The following is a 22,183-nucleotide window of genomic DNA, read 5'->3' on the forward strand; positions in this document are numbered from 1 at the left end:
GGTTAAAAACTGATTCTCGACGCCGCCACTATCAGGAGGGAAAGAATGGATGTCATGATAGAAATCCTTTTCACCTGCGCCATATCTGTACTTGCCACCTTCGACTTGTTAGGCTCCACATAGATCACGTCGCCCTGGCGGAGGTAATAATACGGAGAAGTAAAAAGGTTGCTTTCGTTCAGGTTAAATCTTACAAACTCTTTAGCTCCATTCTTTTCTCTGATCAACAAAACGTTTTCTCTTTTACCGTAAATCGTCAGATCCCCGGCCATACCGATAGCGTCGAGCAACGTAACTTTTTCGTTCGGCATTACGTAGGTAGAAGGTTTTGCAACTTCTCCCAATACCGTCACTTTAAAGTTGGCGAAGCGTACGTTCACCACCGGATCTTTATAAAAAGCTGCTGCTTTGGTTTGAATTTCATCCCTGACAGCATCTGTTGTTTTACCTTTTACCTGCACTTTGCCTATCAGCGGCAGGATCACATATCCGTCTTTATCCACCAGGTACCCGCTTGTTGGCGCAGCTGTGGGCGTAGCAACAGTACTGCCTTGCGGGGCGGGTTGATTCAGCATGGCGGTTGCAGCCGGGTCCAGCGTCTGTACAGTTACCTGCAGGATATCGTCTGGCTGGATAACAGGCGTATAGTATGCAGCCTGTTGTATTTCTTTTTGTTTGATCGTATCCGGTACATCTCTGAAATAGGTTATATTCTTTGGTGCAGAACAAGCTGCCAAAAGCCAGATCATTACTATTCCAATAACTCCCTTTAACCGGGTATATGTGCGCTGCTCCATAGATCGCTCACCTATCATCATTACTTATATTTTATTTAGATAATCATTGTGCCTTTGTCTAGCTCCTCGTACGCTGAATTTTTGCTGATAAATTCAGGCACCAGCTGTTTCATCTTGGCCACAGTCGGCGTTAAATAATGTTTCCTTGCCGATTCTATCAGTTGGTCTACCTGTTGATTCACCTCTGTAAAATCTGCCGCTCTTACTTTGGCGATCATGATCTTTTCGTGGTAGGTAGGCATTGTATTTTCAGCATTGTTCAATAACTCTTCGTAGAGTTTTTCTCCGGGTCTTAAACCGGTGTATACGATCTGTATATCCTTACCGGGTTCTTTACCTGCCATGCGTATCATTTTCCTCGCCAGTTCAGCGATCTTCATGGGCTTACCCATGTCGAACACGAAGATCTCTCCTCCTTTGCCCATTGCGCCGGCTTCCAGCACCAGCTGGCAGGCTTCCGGAATGGTCATAAAGTAGCGGGTGATCTCGGGATGGGTAACGGTGAGTGGTCCGCCCTTTTCCAGTTGCTGTTTAAACCGCGGGATCACCGAACCGTTGGAGCCCAGCACGTTTCCGAAGCGGGTAGTAATGAAACGGGTTGGAGGCGTTTCGTATACAGGTCCGTGTTGCAGATACCGTTCGTTCAGGTAATTGTTATAGGCCTGTGAGAAGATCTCTGCAATACGTTTGGATGCACCCATTACATTAGTCGGGTTCACCGCTTTATCTGTAGATACCATTACAAATTTTTCCGCTCCGTGTTCTACCGCCAGTTCCGCCACTACTTTGGTTCCCAGCACGTTGTTCATCACAGCGATGGAAGGGTTCTTTTCCATCATGGGCACATGTTTGTATGCAGCGGCATGATAAACGATGGCCGGTGCATAAATTTCAAACAGCTGTTGCATGCGTATGCGATCGCAAACGTTTCCAATGAAAGGAATGATAGGAATGGAAGTACCTTTTTCTGCTATTTCCAGTTCCAGTTCATGCAGGGGCGACTCGGCCTTGTCGCAGAGCACGATCACGGAAGGTTCGTAGTTCAGCAATTGCCGTACAATTTCGCTGCCGATAGAGCCGGCGGCTCCTGTTACCAATATGCTCTTGCCCTTCAGTTCCTTGCTCAGCTGCTTATTCTTAATATTAATAACAGATCTTTCCAGCAAGTCTTCGATATTAATATCTTTCAAGGCGATGCTTTTATTGTTATGATTTCCTTCAGCCCACTGGCTTACAGGGATGATTTTCTTAACACGGATATTCAGCTCCATACAGGCTTCAACCAGGTCGTTGAGCACAGCCGGGGCTATGTGCTCGTCGGGGATGAGCAACAAACTGGCTTTCGCATTTTTCACGAGCTTATACATTTCATTTCGATGAAAACCGTATACAGGCAAGCCTTCCAGCGATTTACCGTGGATGTTCCTGTCTGTAAGGAATGCAGTGATGCGGATATCGCTATCAGGGTTATCGCTGATAGCTCTTCTTAATACAAGGCTGGAGTGGCCTGTATAATATATGACTGCTCTTGCCCTGTTAACTGCTTTAAAGTTGTTATAGTATTTGAAGGTCCATTTTACTATCAGCCTGTAGGACAATAATAAGCTGGTGTTAATAAAAAAGTTGATGAGGACAACAGATAAGGGGAACAATGGTTTACCGGGGATGGGTTCGTAGCTGGAATCAGCTACCAGGTAAACAGCGCTGCTGATCAGGCACAAAGCGGCTATCCTGCTGATATCGGCGAGACTGGTGAATCGTACGATGCCGCGATACGTTCGCAAACATAATGATAAGAATACGCTCACTGCACCGGAGATCAATGCAATACTTGCCAGGGGAAACGTTAAGTATTCTTCTACATCAAAATTTAACCTGAGTAAAAAGGCAAGATTGATAGCTATGACGGAGCACCCCAGATCTAACAGCAGTATAAGCCATGAGGGGGTAATCCATGATGAATTACGCACCATAGTTTTTCAATAATAAGATATGGTTATAAAAAAATGAGAACGTTCTTCTGATTAACTAATCCACAAACATCGTAAAGCTCATTAGCCACAGCTAAAAATTCGGAACGTTGGGTTTCTTGATATGGTTCTAGGTTTTCAAAGTTATTGCAATGTAATAACTAAATTTGATATGTACTGTTATCAAAACGTAAAGTGTGGATAATTTTTTTTATTCGCACACCCAGGTATGACAACGACATCCCCGAACCGACTGATTCAATCGATCTTTCGTTCGCTTACCCCTTCAGCTTGCTGGCTATTCCCGGTAACTAATAAGACTATACGAATATTGAACGTTGCTACTTACATGCTGTTGGTGACAGTAAACAAAAATCATTACTGCTAACAATACCTTTCTTTGTTAACGATGACGACAATAAAGAATACAATTGATTCCCGGGCTCTAAAGTGATTAAATCCTGATACATGGTCTTTCAATTTTCGGTTAACGCAGTCAGATATGGTGGTTAAAAAGCTCCTGCGCTTTGATTTTTTAGTTCGCGAGATTCGAACAAACATTATACCAATTTGGTACAACTTATTTAATACGCGACTATTAAATTAAAATATTTAAAATGAAATGAAGAAAATATTAATGGTTAACAAATTCAAAGTGATGCCCTAAAGGCGCAAAACAGCAATAGCATTGATCTATATTTTGCCCATAAGATATTCATGCTGCCTTACGCCTCTGAAGCACTACGCGGGTAAATTTATTGGGTGATAAAAACAGTTAAGCTTTTAGCGCCGTGAGCGCCCAGGACTAATGATTGTTCTATATCCGCAGTTTTCGACGGCCCTGCAATAAACACACCGAAGCCGGTATTGATCACGCCGATCACATCATAAGCATCATGCATGGTAGCCAATATATTAGCGGCAGGAAGAACGATCGACAAATGCTGGCTGATAAAAGGCAATACCCTTGCATGCAGGTCTTCTTCCGCCAACCATATCGCGCCATTCTCTGCTACGCCCCATTGGCCATATACGATAGCCATATCAATATCCGATAGCTGATGCGGATCTTCGTGGGCCCACGACCGTGGTGTTTCCTTTGTATCGATCACCCGTTGCAGGTCCGGGAACTGTTCTTTCAAAATAACAGGTATCTCTGTTAACGCTCCTATCTCATATACTTTGCCGCCTAATCCCTCCAGGACTTTTCTATAAGCCGCTACAGTAGCGGCCATACTTCCGGAAAGTCCGTCCAGCTTCGGCAAAGCGGTTGACTCAGGCTGGTTCTGCTTTATTGCCGCCAGTATTTTCTCTCTGCTCATTATTTGGACTGCTTATTTTTTTGATACCATTCAGAAAAGGATTGTGCAGGCGGCGCGGGCATTTCCCTTTGTTTTGCCCATGGGTTCAGCCGGTTATTGGCCATCGCCGGGAACGCCTTTAATACCCAGCGTCCTACCTTCCCGGCTGTACGATAAGCAGCGGGTTTAGACAGCACACCGGTCATCAGCTTCATTGCCATCGTTTTACCGGTTGGCGTATAGCCTTCCTGTACCAATACCTGTCGCCACTTATAAAGTTGCTGATGGATGTCGATCTTTACCGGGCAAACATTGGAGCAGGACCCGCAGAGCGTGGATGCAAACGGCAGATCTGCATTCGCTTTCATGTCGAGGTTCGGGGCCAGGATAGAGCCTATAGGACCGGCAACCGCTGTATGATAGCTATGCCCTCCGCTTCGCCTGTAAACGGGGCAGGTGTTCATACAGGCGCCGCAACGGATACACTTCAGCGAGTTCCTGAAGTCTTCCCGCCCCAGCTGCCTGGACCTGCCATTGTCTACGATCACGATATGCAGCTCCTGCCCTTCCCTTGGCTTGCGGAAATGACTGGAATAAGTGGTAATAGGTTGACCAGTTGCGCTGCGTGCCAGCAAGCGAAGAAATACGCCCAGGTGTTTACGTTGTGGAATTATTTTCTCAATGCCCATACACGCAATGTGCACGTCGGCCAGGTGGGCCCCCATATCTGCATTTCCTTCGTTGGTACATACTACCATCTCCCCGGTTTCGGCTACGGCGAAATTCACGCCTGTAATAGCCGCTTTTGCCTGCAGGAATTCAGCTCTCAGGTGCGCTCTTGCCGCCGCTGTAAGAAACTGCGGATCGGCGTTGCCGGCGGGCGTTCCAAGGTGTTCATGGAACAACTCTCCTATTTCCTCTTTCTTTTTATGGATGCAGGGCAGAACAATATGACTCGGCGGTTCTTTCGCTAGTTGTACGATCCTTTCTCCCAGGTCTGTATCTATTACTTCAATCCCGTTGGCTGCCAGGTGCGGGTTAAGATGGCATTCTTCCGTGAGCATGGATTTGCTCTTTACGATCCGTTTGGCGCCATGACGTTGCAGTATTTCCGTTACTATGCGGTTATGTTCTGCTGCATCGGCCGCCCAGTGTACCTTAGCGCCATTCAGGATAGCATTTTCTTCAAACTGTAACAGGTAATCATGCAAATTACCCAACGCATGACGTTTGATATGAGACGCCGTTTCTCTCAGCAACTCCCACTCCGGGATAGTCCAGGCCATGCGGTCGCGTTTTGCCCGCACCCACCAAAGTGTTTCATCATGCCAGTTCACTCTCGGCTCGTTGGCATTGAACCTGTCGGCCAGCGTTGCGTGATCAGCTGTTTGCTTGTTCATGGATCGGATTATTGAGAATTTCAGCGATATGCATTACTTTAACGGGAGAACCCTGCCGGCGCAGAATTCCTTCCAGGTGCATTAAACAACTAACATCCGTACCGGTGATCACCTGTACGCCATGTTTAACGTGATCGGCTATACGATCTTTACCCATCTTAACAGATACTGCTTCTTCCGTTACACAGAAAGTTCCTCCAAAACCGCAGCATTCATCCTTACGGTCGAGTTCTACTATTTCAAGTCCTTCAACCATCTTCAGCAACTGTTCGGGTTTGGAGAATGGCGATGCTACCAGCTCGCTCATCTGCGCCAGCCCCAGGCCTCTTTGCCCGTGGCAGCTCTGGTGCAGACCGACCTTGTAAGGGAAAACGGCGGATAAGTTCTTTACCTGCAATACATCTGTCAGGAACTCCGTCAGTTCGTAGATGCGTTGACGTATGCCTGTTGCTGCGGCTTCTTTTTCCGGATCATGCAGATGATCTTTGATATGAAGCACGCAACTGCCCGAAGGGCCAACGATATAGTCGTACGATGCAAAATGATCAATAAATAACCTGTTGCAGGCATGGGTAAGATGCTCATACCCCGAATTGGCCATAGGTTGGCCGCAGCATGTCTGTCCTTTCGGATAATCAACTTCGCACCCTAGTTTTTCAAGTAACTGTAACGTGGCGATACCTACCTGCGGGTAAAACTGGTCGATATAACAAGGTATAAATAGTCCTACTTTCACTGTTAAAATTGTTTAATAGTCATGCAGCCGTGCAAATTTAGCTGCCAACACCATAGTATTCCTTCCTCTTTTTTACCGGTTAATGGCTCAATTTTCACAGATAAAAATAAAAAACCGGGTTGTTGGCAGCAACCCGGTCTGTCCTGCTTCCTGCGAAGCGATGTGTTATAATCAGTTATCGTTCATTATTTTCTCTTCCTGTTTCTTTTTAAGATACCATTGTACTACCCGGATTTCCGCGTAACTGGCGGCATCGCCTACCCGTTCTTTGATAGGCCCGGCAGCCGTGGCTCCCAGTTCTCCTATATGTTTCAGGATAAGCCGCATGGTATTTTCTGACACAAATTTATCGATATCCATTTCCCCTGCTTCTATGCATTGGGCCAGGTGGCTTTCGATGGTGCTGACTGCCAGCTGCCTGCTGGCGGCGATATCGGCAATAGATTTCCCTCCCAGGTAAAGTTCCAGCGTTCCACGCCTGCTGCTGCCTTTTTCCAGCTTCCCGGATGCTTTTTCCTTTGCCGGTGGCGTTGCCGCTTCGGCGGCGCCCTCCCTTAGTTGCAGGTAGTTTTTAAGTCCTGTCGTAAAATCCAGGTCTGCATAGGCTATTTCCCAGATATGCCGTAGTTTGTTCCAGCAATCGCCTTCCAGGGCCATTAACTGCAGAAGGTATTTCTTTGCTTTGGCCTTCCGGGTGGCTGCAATTTCGGCCTGTACCGGAACGATAAGATCTTCGTATATGCTTTGTGTGAAGTAGCCGATCGCTTTGTTCACCCTTTCCCGCAAAGGCTCCATCTCTCCTGTTTGTACAGCGGTATCCAGCAATTGTTGCAGCTGCAATACGAATTTAGCGGCGACTTCCGACTGTTGCTCCGTTTTTGCCGCCAGGGTCCGGCTGAGTTTAAGGGCGGCTTCGAAATCCGGCAGTTTTTTGTCCTGGATCCACACGGCAAAACTGCGGACAGTGGTTTGCATACGGTACCAGTCGAACGATTGCAGCAAAGCGGTTGCCTGGTACTTCTTCTTCTCCATTTCCAGCAACACTACCAGTTCATTAGGTTCATTTTCCTTTTCTGCAAAAGCTACTACCTGCCTGTCGGTCCTGATACTTCCGTATCCTATCCTGGAATGCAGTACCAGTCCTTCAAGCGAGGTACACCGGCTGAGGGCTACATACACCTGCCCCGGTGCAAAAGCCTGCCCTGCATCGATGATCGCCTTTTCGAAAGTAAGCCCCTGGCTTTTATGTATGGTAATAGCCCAGGCCAGGCGGATAGGGAACTGGGTGAAGCTGCCTATTTCTTCTTCTTCAATACTATTATCTTCCGGGTTATAGGAATAGCGGATATTTCGCCAGGTTTCTTTACCCAGTTTCAGTTCTTCGTGCGAGCCGGCCAGCATCAGGGTGATCTCTTCTTCCTCTATGGCCTTTACAATGGCCAGTTTGCCATTGTAATACCTGCGTGGCTGGGCCAGGTCGTTTTTCAGGAACATTACCTGCGCGCCAACTTTCAGTTGCAGCAGCAGTTCCGTAGGCAAGGCCTTGTCGCTGAAATCTCCTTCTATCTTGCCTTCAAAGCGATATACTTTGCCCGGCATATCGGCCAGGCGGCGGGCGTTGATCTCATCAGCTTTCCGGTTATGGGTAGTAAGCACGATATACTCCTCATTTTCCCCTTTAAAGGTTGGCTGGTACCGTTCGTTCAGCAGTTGAAGATCGGTATGCAATACTTCACTGTTGCGCACCCGGTTCAGCACATCGATAAACAGTTGTTCGTTCTGGCGGTATATCTTTTTCAGCTCTACATACAGCGGCGGATGTTGTTCGATCACTTTAGCGGCAAAAAAGAAGATGCTGCTGTAATATTCAGACAGCATGCTCCATTCGCTCTCCGGCACTACGGGCGGCAACTGGTAAAGGTCGCCTATATACAGTACCTGTACGCCTCCGAAAGGCAGTAAAGGTTTGTTCCTGAAATGGCGCAGGATCACATCGATGGCATCCAGCATATCTGCTCTTACCATACTCACTTCATCGATGATGAGCAGTTCCATTTCCTGCAGCAATACCTTTTTTTCGTTGGTGAAGCGGATATTCCTGAACAGGCTGTGTTTATCAGTGGTATTTACATCGTCTGTAAATCCTCTTTTGGTACCGGGAATGAAAGGTCCAAACGGCAACTGGAAGAAGGAATGCATGGTTACGCCGCCTGCATTGATCGCTGCTACGCCGGTAGGCGCTACTACGATAGTATTTTTCCTTGTATGTTCCTTGATGTATTTCAGGAACGTGGTTTTTCCTGTGCCGGCTTTGCCAGTCAGGAATATATGGCGGTTCGTATGATTTATGAAGTCTGCCGCCAGGTGAAAGATGATATTTGAACTATCTGGTTGGGGCATTATTGGTCATATTTGAAAACAGCGAAGATACGAGGTTTCACGCAAAGGCGCAAAGAAGCAAAGTTCGCAAAGGAATTTTTTTAAGGAAAATAAGAAAGCTAAGAAGCGGAGATTATATATTGTTATATTATTGATAATTATTGTATAACAAAACATGATCTTCGCTTCTTAGCTTTCTTATTTTCCTTAAAAAAAATTCCTTATGCCTCTTTTGCCCCTTTCGCGTCTTTGCGAGAAACCTTTGCGTGAAAAAAAAGCGAAGACTGTTTAAAAACAATCTTCGCTTCGATCGAAAAACTTATTTTATGTTCTCCCTGCTTTTTAAGAAGCAGAGAATATACTAAGCTAATCTTACGTTTACAGCATTAGGTCCTTTTCTACCTTCTTCGATATCGAATACTACTCGGTCATTCTCACTGATGCTTTCTTTGATGCCAGATACGTGAACAAAAATTTCCTGTCCAGAACCTTCGATTTTAATGAATCCAAAACCTTTAGTTTCATTAAAAAATTTTACTACACCTGTTTGCATTGTATTATTATATTTAATTGTGAACACATTGTTGTGTGCCTTTTGATAAACGGGCGGCAAACCTAGGGCAACTAGAAGAAAAACTGTAAAAAAAAGCTGAACGTGAGAGAAATCTTACAACAGAATTGAAATACAATATCTTTAAGAAGCGCTACGAAGATAGGTTTTTATTAATTACCGCCCAATTTATTTTTCCTTTTTTTCCAACCCTGCTTCAGGCTGGCGTATAATTCCCTATTAAAATATATTTTAGCGTCATATATGAAACATCCTGACGCCTGGCGCATAAAAGCTATTTTGACCGGCTCTGCCGGCAACCTTGTGGAGTGGTACGACTGGTATATTTACAGCACTTTTTCGCTGTATTTCGCCCCGGTTTTCTTCCCGAAAGGCAATTATACCGCCCAATTACTGAACACTGCAGCCATATTCGCCGTAGGCTTTCTCATGCGCCCTATCGGCGGCTGGTTCTTTGGCAGGATTGCAGACAGGAGCGGAAGAAAAGCAGCCATGATATTATCTGTTTTTTTAATGTCGATGGGGTCCCTGCTGATCGCTTTCACCCCATCGTTTGACACGGTTGGCGTATCAGCTCCTATACTGCTGCTGGTCGCACGATTGATACAGGGGCTCAGCGTAGGCGGCGAATACGGCACTTCCGCCACTTACCTGAGCGAAGTGGCAACCAGCGACCTGCGCGGCTTTTACAGCAGTTTCCAGTATGTTACCATGATAGGCGGGCAACTTACCGCCCTCGGCGTGCAAATGCTCCTGCAGAAGCTGTTCCTGACCCCGGACCAGTTGCATGAATGGGGCTGGCGGATACCATTTGTTATTGGCGCCGCCCTGGCATTTTTTGTATTATATCTCCGCCGCCACATGCAGGAATCGGCGGCTTACGAAAAGATCAGGAATGAGCGGGATAAAGGCACCCTGAAACGGCTGTTCAAGGAACATCCAAGAGCGGTATTGACAGTGGTAGGCCTCACCATGGGCGGAACCCTGGCGTTTTACACCTATACTACTTACATGCAGAAATTCCTGGTGAATACGGTTCATTTAACGATAGAACGATCAACTACCATTACTTTCTTCCTGATGCTCATTTTTGCCTGCCTGCAACCGCTTTTCGGATGGATCTCCGACAGCATCGGGCGCAAACCGCTGCTGATAGGCTTTGGCGTAGCAGGCATCTTATTCTCTGTTCCTATTTTAACAGCCGTCAGCCATGCTTCTTCCGAATGGACAGCTTTCTGGCTTATCCTGGCGGCGCTGGTGATCGTAAGCGGGTATACTTCTATCAACGCGGTAGTAAAGGCAGAGATGTTCCCTGCCGAAGTAAGGGCTTTGGGAGTGGGATTCCCTTATGCTATTACCGTTGCCCTGTTTGGCGGAACAGCAGAATCTGTTGCATTGTATTTTAAGAAGATAGGGCACGAACCGCTTTACTATTGGTACGTGACCGCATGCATCTGCTGTTCGCTGCTGGTATACGTATTTTCTGTAGATACTAAAAAGACTTCGTTGCTGGATAAGGACGTGTGATCTCTTTGATGGTGCCGTCTTTATACCCTACGATCACCGCACTGGCGTAGTTGAGGAACAAACCATTTTCCACTATGCCGGGTATTTCTTTCAATTGCGTGTTCAGTTCCACTGCGTCTGTTATCTGCCCGAAAGAGCAATCCAGGATATAGTTCCCGTTATCGGTAACAAAGCGCTCGTTGCCCAGCATCCTGGTAACAGGATTAGCGCCCAGGGCAACCAAATGACGGAAAGTCAACTCCCATGCAAACGGGATGATCTCAACCGGCAGCGGGAATTTACCCAATGTCTTCACCAGTTTATTTTCATCCACTACTACTATCATTTCTTTGGAAGAAGCTGCAATGATCTTTTCACGCAGTAAAGCGCCGCCGCCTCCTTTAATTAATTGCAACTGGTCGTTCACTTCATCTGCTCCATCTATGTCTATATCTATAACCTCCACCTGGTCGAACGGTACCAGCGGGATCTGTTCCAGCTCTGCCAACCTGGCCGATTCTTCGGAAGTTGCAACGGCCCTGATAACCAGGCCATCCCTCACCATGCCGCCTATACGTTTGATGGCGTAATAGGCAGTACTGCCTGTGCCCAAGCCCACGGTCATTCCCGGCTGCAGGAAGTCGACAGCTCTTTCCCCTGCCGCTTTTTTACCAATATTTATATCCATAATTCAACTGCGTGTTTATTGCATTACAAAAATATAACGATCTCCAATTTATTTTCCCGGAACCTGATGAATAAGCGAATTCCGACAAGGTTCCCGATTAGTTTTGGAATTTAGTACGAACTCCCCTAATTTTTACAAAATAAATGTACCACAACTTTGAAAAGATCGATATTCTTTTTAGCCATTACAGCAACTATCTACAATTCCTGTGCAAATGCACAGAACAATGAAGCTGTAAATGCCATTAACGCCGGCAACCTGTCTGCCCATATCAAAGTACTGGCCAGCGATGCCTTTGAAGGAAGGAAACCATTTACAAGAGGGGAAGACAGCGCCATCAACTACATAGCCGCTGAGTTTAAAAAAATGGGATTGCAGCCGGGCAACAACGGGAGTTATTTCCAGGAAGTACCCATGGTCAGCATCCTGTCGAAACCCACCGACTTCAGGATACAGGGAGAAAAAGGCAGTCTTACTTTCCGGTATGGAACTGATTTCGTGGCAGCTACCCGTCGCATTCAGCCACAGGTGCAGCTGGAAAACAGCGAACTGGTATTTGCCGGCTACGGGATAGTAGCCCCGGAATACGGGTGGAACGACTATGCAGGTCTTGATGTAAAAGGAAAAACAGTGATTGTACTGATCAATGATCCTGGCCAGCTTTCGCCGGGTCAGTTCAGGGGAAAGAATATGACCTATTATGGAAGATGGACATATAAATTTGAAGAAGCTTCCAGGCAGGGAGCCGCGGGGGTTATCATTATCCATAACGAGGCCGGCGCCAGCTATCCCTGGTCGGTGGTGCACAACGGATGGGCAAACAGCAAACTGCACCTGGAATCGGCCGATGGCAACACGCACCGGACAGTAGTAGAAGGCTGGTTTTCGCAGGACGCCGCAAAACAGTTGTTTGAACTGGCAGGCGTATCTCCTTCCATCATGGAACAAGCCAGGGAAAAAGGCTTCAAACCAGTGGACCTTCACCTGAAAGCATCGGTGCTGATCAACAATACCATACAGCAATCCACTTCCCATAATGTTGTGGCTACCCTACCCGGCAGCAAACAACCCGACCAATGCATTGTTTACTCTGCACACTGGGACCATTTTGGCATAGGCCCTGTGATCAACGGCGATTCTATCTACAACGGCGCCGTAGATAATGCTACCGGAACAGCAGGGCTGCTGGCCATTGCCAAGGCCTTTACCAGCTTAAACAAGCGCCCTGAAAGATCTGTCGTTTTTCTTTCAGTGACCGGTGAAGAACAGGGACTGCTTGGTTCTGAATACTATGTTCAGCATCCCGCATTTAAAATGGAAAACACAGTGGCAGATATCAACCTGGATGTTTTAAATACTTTCGGCAAAACATCGGATGTCACTATTATCGGTTATGGACAATCGACCCTGGATGAATATGCCAAAGCGGCAGCTTCAAAACAAGGCAGAATTATTGTACCCGAAGCGCATCCGGAAGGCGGCTGGTTTTTCCGTTCAGATCATTTCAATTTTGCCAAGAAAGGGGTGCCGGGTTTATATATAGGCCCCGGCACAAAAGTGATTGGCAAACCTGAAGGTTATGGAGCAGAACAGATCAAACAATATAACAGTACCAGGTACCATACTCCAAAAGATGAATACAACCCTGCAACATGGGATCTTTCAGGAATGGTGACAGATGTAAGGTTATTATTCCTTGTAGGCTACAGGCTATCGAACGAAAACAGCTTTCCTAAATGGAAGTCCGGTTCCGAATTTAAAGGAATACAAAAGAACAGATAATGGTACTATTTGGGTTGATCTTAATTGCGTTGATATTATCGGCGTATGCTGTCAATATTTTTAAAAGAATCAATAAGAAGAAAATAGCAGTACCTGACGATTTCAGGTCATTATTGCAGGAGCATGTAAGGTATTACCAGTTGTTATCGGACAGCGATAAAACAAGGTTTGAAGGAATGGTACAACGATTCCTGAAAAGGACCAGCATAGAAGGCGTAGGCACAACGGTAGAACCCCTGGACCGGGTGCTTGTTGCCGCCAGCGCCATCATTCCCATCTTCGGGTTTAAAGACTGGGAATATTTCAACCTGACCAACGTCATCCTCTACCCGGATACATTCAATGAAACCTACCAATACGAGGGTAATCGCAGGAATATCCTGGGAATGGTCGGCAGCGGGCCGCTGAACGGGCAGATGATACTCTCCCGCTCCGCACTTAGGGAAGGCTTCTCCAACACTACAGATAAAAGCAATACCGCTATACACGAATTTGTACACCTGCTGGATAAAACAGACGGCGTAATAGACGGGTTCCCCAGCAAGCTGATAGAACATAGCTACAGCATTCCGTGGATGCAGCTTGTACACAAAACCATCCAGGATATTTCACACGGCCATACAGATATCAATCCTTACGCGGCATTGAATGAAGCTGAATTCTTTGCAGTTATTTCAGAATATTTCTTTGAACGTCCTGATCTGCTGGCAGAAAAGCATCCGGAATTATACCAGATGCTGACGAAAATATTCAGGCAGGATCCGGAGAAAATGGTAGCGGGGAATTAAAACATCAGTCTATAACAATAAAAAAAGAGTCTCTGATCATCGACCGAGACTCTTTTTTCTATACTATTCTTCTACAACGTTTTCACCCTGATATTCCTGAACCTCACTACAGAACCATGCCCGAGGAAGCCGATATGCCCGGTTTCATTTTTAAGCCCCGGGTGATCCTTATGATCCAGCGTGCCATTTTTACGCGCCTCTGCGATATCTCCATCCAGGATCACTGTACCATTCAATATCACTTTGATCTTTGTACCGTTCACAATCGCTTCTTCCGTATTCCACTCTCCCACCGGTTTCAGGAAACCGCGTTTGGCAGGAATAACGCCGTATACAGACCCGTGGTATTGATAGACATTCAGGTCCTTGTAAATATCTGCTTCGTTGTCGAGGATCTGCAATTCCATTCCCTGGTAAGCGGCATCGCCTTCCAGCGGAGCGCGGATACCCAGGCCGTTATTGGCGCCGGGAGTCAGCTGGAACTCGAAACGGAAAGAGAAGTTTTTATACTCGTCTTTCGTATAGAGGTTACCGTGCCCTCCATTAGTTGGGTAAATAACCAGGTCGCCATTGTCTATCACGTAGTCTTTGGTATTACCTATCCATTCGTGCATGTTGGTACCATCGAACAATACCTTGTAGCCGGCTTTCTTTTCTTCGTCGCTCAACACGAAAGGTTTAGGACGCGGAAGCTCCTTGATATACAGGTCCCTGTACGCTACATAGGTACCATGCGCCTGCAGTTCGATCTGTTCTTCCGGGAAGATTGGCAGTCCCCTGTCCCAGTAATTTTCAAGGATGGTATTGTCGGTAACCAGCTGGCCATTCAGGTAAACAGTTACCCTGTCGCCCTTCATGATGATATGGAAATGGTTCCACTCACCGATGGCGTTATCAGCCAGTACCAGCGGTTTGCTTTCATTTTTCTGGTTGTTGTATAAACCGCCCGAACCTACCTGGGCGCCCACATCGCGGCGGGAAGTATCCCAGATCTGTACTTGCGGCGTACCACGCAGGTAGATGCCGGCATCGCCCTGGGAAGTGATCTTCCAGTCGACCAGCATTTCAAAGTCGCCGTATTTCTTTTCGGTGCAGAGGTTATCGCCATGCCCGTTGAATACCAGCAGGCCATCTTTTACTGACCAACCGGTGCGCATGGTTTCATCCGCTTTCTGCTGCGCTTTAGCCAATGCCTGCGCATTCATTTTGCCGCGGGCGATGGGGTTTTCTACCAGCCCTTTCCAGCCGCTCAGGTCTTTGCCGTTGAAGATGGAAACAAAGCCTTCGCCGGCAGGCATTTCGGCAAGGTATTTCTTAATGGCCTGGCGCTGGTAATCAGCATCTCCGCCTTTTAAAGCAGCAGACGTTTTTTCCAGCAGGTTGCGAACAATTTGCCCGTTATAGCTTTTATCGGCCAGGGCGATGTTCATTACCGCGTTGGCTGCTGCCTGTTTGGTAGCCTCGTTGTCGAGGTAGTTACCTGCAAACAACAATGCAGGCAATGTTTTACATTGTTCAACATTGCGAAGGATCTTCACCTGCAAAGCCGGAGAAGTAGCCAGTTCCATAGCATTTCTCAGCATCAGCAATTTCTGATCGGCAGGAAAAGCAGATTTACGGGCAAGTTCCACGTACCCTGCCACGGCGTCTTCACGGCTGTCGCTGTTCTTGCGGGCGATATCCAGCAGTACAGGAGCGGCTTCGTTGTTCTGCCAGGAAGAAAGGGCCGCAACGGCCGCTTTTTTCGTAGCTGCATCACCGTTATTAAAGGCAGCGGCAACGGCGTTCAGGCTTTGCTGTCCGCCAATCCCTGCCAAAACAGGAAGATAGAGCGCCTGTTTATTTGCGCCTGCCTTTTGGTATTGTGGCATGATCTCATTTCCGCCGGCGCCGCTATTGATGATTGCAGCCTGAAGACCGCCAACATCCGCAGCGTTGCTGCTGTTATCCAGCAATTCAAACAAGGAAGGCAGGATATTTTTTGAGGATACATCTTTCAATGCACTTACCGCCGCAGTTCTTACTCCTGCGTCGTTGCTCCGTGCCAGCGCCAGTACCTCAGCGGCTTTGTTGTCGGCCTGGCGGGAAGCCAGCACATTCAACAAGGCAATCTGTGATGCAGCAGGTACTGCAGGTAAAGCTGCGGCGGCCTGGTTAACCACTTCGTCGCCCGGTATTACCAGCAAAGAATTTTTCACCGCCTCCACAGTGGCGGCGTCGCCTGTTTTCAACAAGCCTATCAAAGCGCCGACAGCTGCTGTGCCGCCTGTTTGGCCGGCAGCTTTAATGGCTGCAAGTTTTACGTCTTCGTTCTTACTTGATAATGCTTTCTGGATAAGGGGGAAAGCGGCAGCTACTTTATTATTTCCCAACATTCCTATTACGGCGGCTTTATCGGCATTATCAGCGCCTGCCAGCTTCTTCAGCCAGGCCGGGTTAGCAGCCAGGCCATACTGACCAGCAAATTTCAGGGCCGCATCGCGGTATTCGGCGTTTTTATCATTAGACGCCGCCAGCAATAATGGAAGGGCTTTTTCACCATCGATAGCCGTCAGCAGTTTCAAAGCAGCGGTGCGGGTATAAACCTGCCCCGGCGCTTTGGCTTTCGCCAGCAACTCGCGGGCGATTTTCGCAGCGGCGTTTTTATCGTCCAGCGACTCAGCATATACCAGGTAAGAGCTGGTTGCATTGGTAGTTTCGTATGAATAGTTGCTTTTCGCAGCTGCAGCGGCCAATACCGGCGCGGAGGAAGGATCAGCAATATGAGCCAATGCATAGAGGGCTACCTTTGCCAGTTTTTTATCCGGAGATGCAGCCAGGGGAGCGATCGCTGCAGCGGCAGCTGTATATTTCGCATCGCCCAATGCCTCTGTCAAAAGGATCTTGTTTTCTGTTGAAGCGGATGATAAAGCATTCAATAATGCAGCTTTAGCGTCCGGCGTATTTATTTTAACCAGTGCCCGGGCAGCAGGGTCGCATAAGCGGTTATCTGCCAGGTAAGGCTGCAATACGGCTACCGCACTGTTGTCGCCTACCGTCTGAAGTTGCGAGATAAGGAAATCCTTTATTTCAGGAACGGAAGCTTTGGTAAGGGCCTTGCAAAGAGAGGTCACCGCCGTTTTACGGGCGCCTTCCTTACCGGGTTGAGTAACGTAATAGGCGTAGCCGGAGATGGCATATTCCAGCTGGGTATTATCGCCTTTCCCCGGAGCCACCATCATACCAGCTATGGTTGTCAGCCCGTCTTCACCCAGTGCCGCAATGGTTTCCATATTAGCATTGAACTGGGTTTTATTCTGGGCTGGCATCAAAGCCAATACATCGGCGATTTTGGTATTAAAGGCCCGCTGATCCAGTGGCCCCTGGGCCATTAGCCCGGTGCTTATTCCGATCAGCAAGGCTATAAGCGCATAGCGTATCTTTTTCATACTTGTTTACTTGTTGATGTTAGATAGTCCAGGGACCACGCATTGGTTGATATATCAGGGCGTTTGCGCCTGCATCGTCTATGAACTCCTGTTTTACCGGGTCAAATTTCAGTGAGCGGTTCAGTTTCAGGGCGATCTTGCCCATGTTCACCAGTGTTGCAGAACGATGCCCGTTTTCTTCGTTCAGGGCAAATTTGCGGCGGCGTTTTACGGCGTCCACGAAATCTGTTTGCTGCGGGGCAGGATCGGGAAATGCTGCCAGCTTTTTCTGCAGATCCGGGATATCTGAACGGAAACCAGGATATAGTTTTCCTTTAGGGCCTTCTATATAAGCTGCTTTTTCATCAGCTCCTTCGCCATCCAGGATGATCTGGCATCCGTCGGCATAGGTATAGGTGATCCTTCTCCAGGTTCCTACAGCGTCAAAATGCTGTTGGGGAGCGTCTACTTCCACGCTTACAGGACTGGTATCATCTTTACCCAGGAAATACTGAACAGGATCTAAATAGTGCTGTCCCATGTCGCCAAGGCCGCCTCCATCGTAGTCCCAATAGCCGCGGAATGTGCCATGTACGCGGTGCGGGTTATATGGTTTATAAGGAGCGGGGCCCAGCCACATATCATAGTCCAGTTCTTTTGGAACTGGTTGGGCTTCGAGGTTGGTTTTACCAACCCAGTAGAATTTCCAGTCGAAGCCGGTATGTTTGCTGATGGTTACTTTCAGGGGCCAGCCGAGCAGGCCGCTTTCAACCAATTTCTTGATAGGCTTAACAGTGGTACCCATCCCGTAGAAGTTATCTTCAAACCGGAACCAGGTGTTCAGGCGGAAGATCCGGCCATGTTGCTGCACGGCTTCCACGAGTCTTTTGCCTTCGCCGATAGTGGCAGTCATAGGTTTTTCGCACCAGACGTCTTTCCCTGCGCGGGCGGCATCGGCGGCAATAATGCCATGCCAGTGAGGAGGCGTGGCAACGTGTACGATGTCTACCTCGGGGAGGGTAATTACTTCCCGGTAATCTGAAAAGGTTTTCACTCCTTTACCTTTGTCGCCAAGGGTAGATAAGCCCAGTTGCAGGTGTTTGCTGTCTACATCGCAAAGCGCTACAACCCGCGTACCTGCATAGCCGAAGTGATTACGGCCCATGCTGCCCGTACCTATTACCGCTTTGGTTAACTGATCACTCGGCGCCAGGTAACCACGGCCGAGTACATGCCGGGGCACAATAGTGAATGCTGCAAGCGCTCCAAGGGAATTCTTTAGAAATGCCCGCCTTGAGTCGCTGTTTTGTTTAGCCATATATAAATGATAATTGTATTTCCGATGGAAAGACTCTTGTTCACTGAATTTTCACGCGTTTTTCATTCGTAGAATCGGATAGGGCATACCGGCCTACTTGTAGCGAAAGATAGGGTGAAGACGGGGTAAATGCAAGACAGCCCTCCTAAATATTGATAAGCGGTAAAGTGTAAAAAGTACCGTTACAATACCTGGGAAAGGCCTGGGGCGCTGTACAGTAAGTAAATTAAAGGGATTTCCCTGTTTTGATCTTAAACAGGAAGAAGTGAAGATAATATTGGAGATTAATAAAATTAATGCACCCTGATCTCTTCACTTCTTACTTACTTATATGCCAGTTAAATAGTTTGCAGATCATACCAAAGGCTGGCAGCGCCGATCAGCGCGGCAGCTTCGCCCAGCGAGGCAATCTTCACAGGAATATCGAAACCGGCGTTCTGCAATGCCTTTTTTACCTGCGGAAGGAAATAATCTGCCGCGTTGGCGATATTACCGCCTATAACGATAGCTTCCGGCTTGCCGGTTTTGACAAAATCAAGGAGGAAATCGCCCAGGTTCGACGCAAACTCGTTGAAAAGCTGCATTACTTTAGGATCGGTATCTTTCAGGGCAACCAGGGCTTTTACATCAGCTACGTCCGCACCGCCAACTTCTTTGTAGCGGTTAACAAACCAGCGGGTCGACAAGTAATCTTCCGCTATTTTGCCCTTAAACGGCGAACACCAGAGATTCGCATCCTGCGCCACGCCATCGGTGTAAATGGCAGATCCCAAACCAGTGCCCAATGTAAGGCCTACTACCCTTTCGTAACCTTTGCCGGCGCCGCTGAAAACTTCTCCCTGCAGGAAACATCCGGCATCGTTAATAAAGCGGATCTGGGAAGGATCTATTTCCAGGCTTTCCGCCAACATCTGTTTTACATTCAGTCCGTACAGCGAATCGAATTTATGCTGTCCTTTCATGAGGCTAATGCCTTCTTCATAATCGAAGGGGCCGGGCATGCCTATACCTATATGCTTCACCTCTCCCGGAGCTTTGCTAAACACTTCCCTGATTACTGCTGCCCAGGCTTCAATGATTTCGGTTGCTTTGGCTTGAGAATTTACCCTGGTGCGGTTCCATGTGCCGTCAATGAGGGACCTGGATTGCAGGTCTACCAGTGCTGCTGTGATGTGTGAACCGCCAATATCTATTCCTAACGCCGTGGAATTACTCATTAAAAATTGTTTAAGGTATGCTAAATCGTTTAAGCAAGACAAATATATAAAAATATTTTCTGGATTTAAGAAAATGAAAATTTATTGGCAAAAGGTGTTCGGTTTCAGGCAAATGAATGGAGGCAAGCGTAGGCGCAAAGAACTTTTGACCGAAGGGGATTTAAAGAAGCAAAGACGGTGACAACAAAGATTTTTATGCTACAAGCTTTCCTTCCCGGGCCTTTAAATTCCTTACCTCTTTGCCTGCTTTGTTGCTTTGCTGGTACATCGTACTTTTGTAATCATGAGAAAAGAGACTTCATCCAATGCGATCAACAGGCGGCAATTAAGAGGCGATTGCGGGACTGCTTATACCCTTTCGCTGATCGGAGGGCGATGGAAAGCGAGCATCCTATGGAAGCTGCTGGACGGAAGATTAAGGTTTAATGAACTGAAGAAATCCATTAACGGGGTATCCGAACGGGTGCTGGCTTTGCAGTTAAAAGAACTGGAAAGAGATGGATTGATCACCAGGATCGTATATCCTGAGGTGCCTCCAAGGGTGGAGTATGAATTAACGCCGCTGGGGCTCAGTATGGAAACAATGTTGCGGGCGATTTCTGACTGGGGAGTAATTCACCGGCAACAACCTGCGGCGCTGCTGCCGGCGATCACTGAAAATTAGATTTTTAACCCGGCATCCTTCATTGCACCGGTTGCCAAAGCCAGCCAGTCGGCGTCTTTTACGCCCTGTGCCAACACAGTGGTCAGGCGGCTATGTACCAGGTCGGCCATTGGTAAAGGGGTCAGTGTATTCCTGCCTGTTTGCAATACTAGATTGATATCCTTTAATCCCAACGCCGCATCAAACGATGGATTCCCGGCAAACTGCCTTTCCAGTATCATCCCGCCGTAGTTCCTGAAAATAGGACTGGCAAACAATGTAGAGGTCAGCATTTCATACACGGTTTTTACTTCCAGCCCGTTCTTCTCCGCCAGGGTAAACGCTTCCGACATCAGCTCAATGGAAGCGGCGATCATAAAGTTGCCTATCAGTTTCAGTACATTGGCATGCCCGGGGTCTTCTCCCAGGTCGAAAATATTCTTTGCAAAACCGGCAGACAACAAAGGTTTAATACGTTCTTTTGCACCTGCATCGCCGGAGATGACCGCGTTTCCAACTTTATTGGCCGCTGCATTAGGGCGGGCAAAAACGGGAGCCGCTACGTAATGTACCCCGGCGGCTTTACATTTTTCCGCCATTTTTCGGGCGCCATCCGGAGAAATGGTACTCATGGAAACATGAATTCCTCCTTCTCCCAGTGCTGCCAGCAGGGCATCGGTATTGATGGCTTCTACAGCCCTGTCGTCGGCCACCAGGCTCATAACAATCCCCCCTTTGGATGCGGCAGCCTGCGGGCTGTCGACCAGTTCGGCGCCCAGCGCTTCCAGCGGTTTGGCTTTGGAAGCAGTGCGGTTGTATACTTTCAGTTTATAACCTGCCTTCAGTATATTTTCTGCTATCGGGTAGCCTAAGTTCCCGGTTCCTATAAATCCGATCGTTTCCATACGGTTAAATTTTAAACTAAAAAACAAGATAGTATTTGAGATTGTTGATAAATCTATGCGAAGTTAAGGTTCGTATATACTTAAACGATGTGCCTCAACCGAATATAGCCCAGCCCCTGTCTGCTCGCACAGAGACAGGGGTTTTTCTTTTTCTCCGTTTCATAGCGGCGTTGCCCTTGCTTACAGCTGATTTACTTACTCATATCCAATAGGCTTTTACGTTATACGTTCAAACCTGGCCGCCGGGTCCGGGTGAATTTTCCTGGCGCCTGACCGGAATTTTTAGTAAATTAAGTGTAACTAAACATACCGCGCTATGAAAACCATCAACGACTGGTTGGATGAATATGGCAGCAGTCATCGTAACCATACCAATAAGCTTATACATTGGATCTGTGTTCCTGCGATCTTTTTCAGCATAGTAGGTTTCCTGTTTGCAGTGCCTATCCCGCTATTCCCCAACGCCGAACTTACGCTGGCCCATATAGTGTTACTATTGGTAATTCTTTACTATACGAGATTGTCGGCTTCCCTGGCGGCCGGGATGCTGATCATAGGCGTTGTTTGCCTTTGGCTATGGCGCTGGCTGGCAGGCACAGGCATTGTGGTCTGGCAGCTTTCTCTTGGCATTTTTGTACTTGCCTGGATCGGCCAGTTTATAGGCCATAAAATAGAAGGAGCCAAACCTTCTTTTTTTAAGGATCTGCAATTTCTGCTGATCGGCCCAGCCTGGTTGCTGAGTTTTATTTACAAAAAAGCGGGTATTCCTATCTGA

17 protein-coding genes are annotated in these 22,183 nt (G+C 47.5%); 5 read left to right on the forward strand and 12 right to left on the reverse strand.

Annotated elements, in window-relative coordinates:
- Positions 1-2 precede the first annotated feature (2 nt).
- The 7 genes from BLV62_RS08250 to BLV62_RS08280 all read right to left on the reverse strand — a co-directional run bounded on the left by BLV62_RS08250 (position 3) and on the right by BLV62_RS08280 (position 9,136).
- Positions 3-818, reverse strand: coding sequence for a polysaccharide biosynthesis/export family protein (locus tag BLV62_RS08250; RefSeq protein WP_089760526.1), 816 nt, complete (start codon positions 816-818; stop codon positions 3-5).
- A gap of 14 nt (positions 819-832) precedes the next feature.
- A complete protein-coding gene (locus BLV62_RS08255; RefSeq protein WP_225889541.1) occupies positions 833-2,581 on the reverse strand; it encodes a polysaccharide biosynthesis protein in 1,749 nt (582 codons plus the stop codon).
- A 941-nt stretch (positions 2,582-3,522) separates the two neighbouring features.
- A complete protein-coding gene (locus BLV62_RS08260; protein ID WP_089760529.1) occupies positions 3,523-4,089 on the reverse strand; it encodes a LutC/YkgG family protein in 567 nt (188 codons plus the stop codon).
- Positions 4,089-5,468, reverse strand: coding sequence for a lactate utilization protein B (locus tag BLV62_RS08265; RefSeq protein WP_089760530.1), 1,380 nt, complete (start codon positions 5,466-5,468; stop codon positions 4,089-4,091). The genes BLV62_RS08260 and BLV62_RS08265 overlap by 1 nt, the downstream gene beginning before the upstream one ends.
- Positions 5,449-6,204 carry a (Fe-S)-binding protein gene (locus BLV62_RS08270; RefSeq protein WP_089760532.1) on the reverse strand — a complete coding sequence of 252 codons (756 nt, stop codon included), beginning with the start codon at positions 6,202-6,204 and terminating at the stop codon, positions 5,449-5,451. Before BLV62_RS08270 ends, BLV62_RS08265 begins: the two co-directional genes overlap by 20 nt.
- A gap of 171 nt (positions 6,205-6,375) precedes the next feature.
- Positions 6,376-8,604: a helix-turn-helix domain-containing protein gene (locus tag BLV62_RS28905; protein WP_089760534.1), complete on the reverse strand. Its 2,229-nt coding sequence runs from the start codon at positions 8,602-8,604 to the stop codon at positions 6,376-6,378.
- 340 nt (positions 8,605-8,944) lie between these two features.
- On the reverse strand, positions 8,945-9,136 hold the full coding sequence (locus BLV62_RS08280) for a cold-shock protein (RefSeq protein WP_089760857.1): 192 nt from the start codon (positions 9,134-9,136) through the stop codon (positions 8,945-8,947).
- A gap of 261 nt (positions 9,137-9,397) precedes the next feature.
- On the opposite strand from BLV62_RS08280, the gene BLV62_RS08285 reads away from it, so the two are divergent.
- Positions 9,398-10,681, forward strand: a complete 1,284-nt coding sequence (locus BLV62_RS08285; RefSeq protein ID WP_089760537.1) for an MFS transporter — start codon at positions 9,398-9,400, stop codon at positions 10,679-10,681.
- Here the strand turns inward: BLV62_RS08285 and rpiA are convergent.
- A complete protein-coding gene (gene rpiA, locus BLV62_RS08290) occupies positions 10,647-11,348 on the reverse strand; it encodes a ribose-5-phosphate isomerase RpiA (RefSeq protein ID WP_089760539.1) in 702 nt (233 codons plus the stop codon). The two genes, BLV62_RS08285 and rpiA, sit on opposite strands and share 35 nt — an antisense overlap.
- 156 nt (positions 11,349-11,504) lie before the next feature.
- Here rpiA and BLV62_RS08295 point away from each other — a divergent pair, with 156 nt between their 5' ends.
- Both BLV62_RS08295 and BLV62_RS08300 read left to right on the forward strand, forming a co-directional pair.
- The gene (locus tag BLV62_RS08295; RefSeq protein ID WP_089760541.1) at positions 11,505-13,130 is read left to right on the forward strand and encodes a M28 family metallopeptidase; all 1,626 of its coding nucleotides are present in this window, start codon (positions 11,505-11,507) and stop codon (positions 13,128-13,130) included.
- On the forward strand, positions 13,130-13,918 hold the full coding sequence (locus BLV62_RS08300) for a M90 family metallopeptidase (RefSeq protein WP_089760543.1): 789 nt from the start codon (positions 13,130-13,132) through the stop codon (positions 13,916-13,918). The genes BLV62_RS08295 and BLV62_RS08300 overlap by 1 nt, the downstream gene beginning before the upstream one ends.
- Positions 13,919-13,989: 71 nt before the next feature.
- Here BLV62_RS08300 and BLV62_RS08305 read toward each other — a convergent pair whose 3' ends face one another.
- From BLV62_RS08305 to BLV62_RS08315, 3 genes are all read right to left on the reverse strand, one after another.
- Entirely contained in the window at positions 13,990-17,346 is a 3,357-nt protein-coding gene (locus BLV62_RS08305) for a 3-keto-alpha-glucoside-1,2-lyase-like domain-containing protein (RefSeq protein WP_089760545.1), read from the reverse strand.
- A gap of 19 nt (positions 17,347-17,365) precedes the next feature.
- Complete coding sequence (locus tag BLV62_RS08310; protein WP_089760548.1) at positions 17,366-18,643, reverse strand: Gfo/Idh/MocA family oxidoreductase; 1,278 nt, start codon at positions 18,641-18,643, stop codon at positions 17,366-17,368.
- 338 nt (positions 18,644-18,981) lie between these two features.
- Complete coding sequence (locus BLV62_RS08315; protein WP_089760550.1) at positions 18,982-19,860, reverse strand: ROK family protein; 879 nt, start codon at positions 19,858-19,860, stop codon at positions 18,982-18,984.
- A 283-nt stretch (positions 19,861-20,143) separates the two neighbouring features.
- Between BLV62_RS08315 and BLV62_RS08320 the strand changes: the two genes are divergently transcribed.
- Positions 20,144-20,524 carry a winged helix-turn-helix transcriptional regulator gene (locus BLV62_RS08320; protein WP_089760553.1) on the forward strand — a complete coding sequence of 127 codons (381 nt, stop codon included), beginning with the start codon at positions 20,144-20,146 and terminating at the stop codon, positions 20,522-20,524.
- Here BLV62_RS08320 and BLV62_RS08325 read toward each other — a convergent pair.
- A complete protein-coding gene (locus tag BLV62_RS08325; protein ID WP_089760555.1) occupies positions 20,521-21,408 on the reverse strand; it encodes an NAD(P)-dependent oxidoreductase in 888 nt (295 codons plus the stop codon). The genes BLV62_RS08320 and BLV62_RS08325 overlap by 4 nt on opposite strands.
- Before the next feature lie 316 nt (positions 21,409-21,724).
- Here BLV62_RS08325 and BLV62_RS08330 point away from each other — a divergent pair, with 316 nt between their 5' ends.
- On the forward strand, positions 21,725-22,183 hold the full coding sequence (locus tag BLV62_RS08330; protein ID WP_089760558.1) for an Mpo1 family 2-hydroxy fatty acid dioxygenase: 459 nt from the start codon (positions 21,725-21,727) through the stop codon (positions 22,181-22,183).

Origin of the sequence: Chitinophaga terrae (ex Kim and Jung 2007) (genome assembly GCF_900107795.1) — a bacterium.
Classification (GTDB): Bacteria; Bacteroidota; Bacteroidia; order Chitinophagales; family Chitinophagaceae; genus Chitinophaga; species Chitinophaga terrae.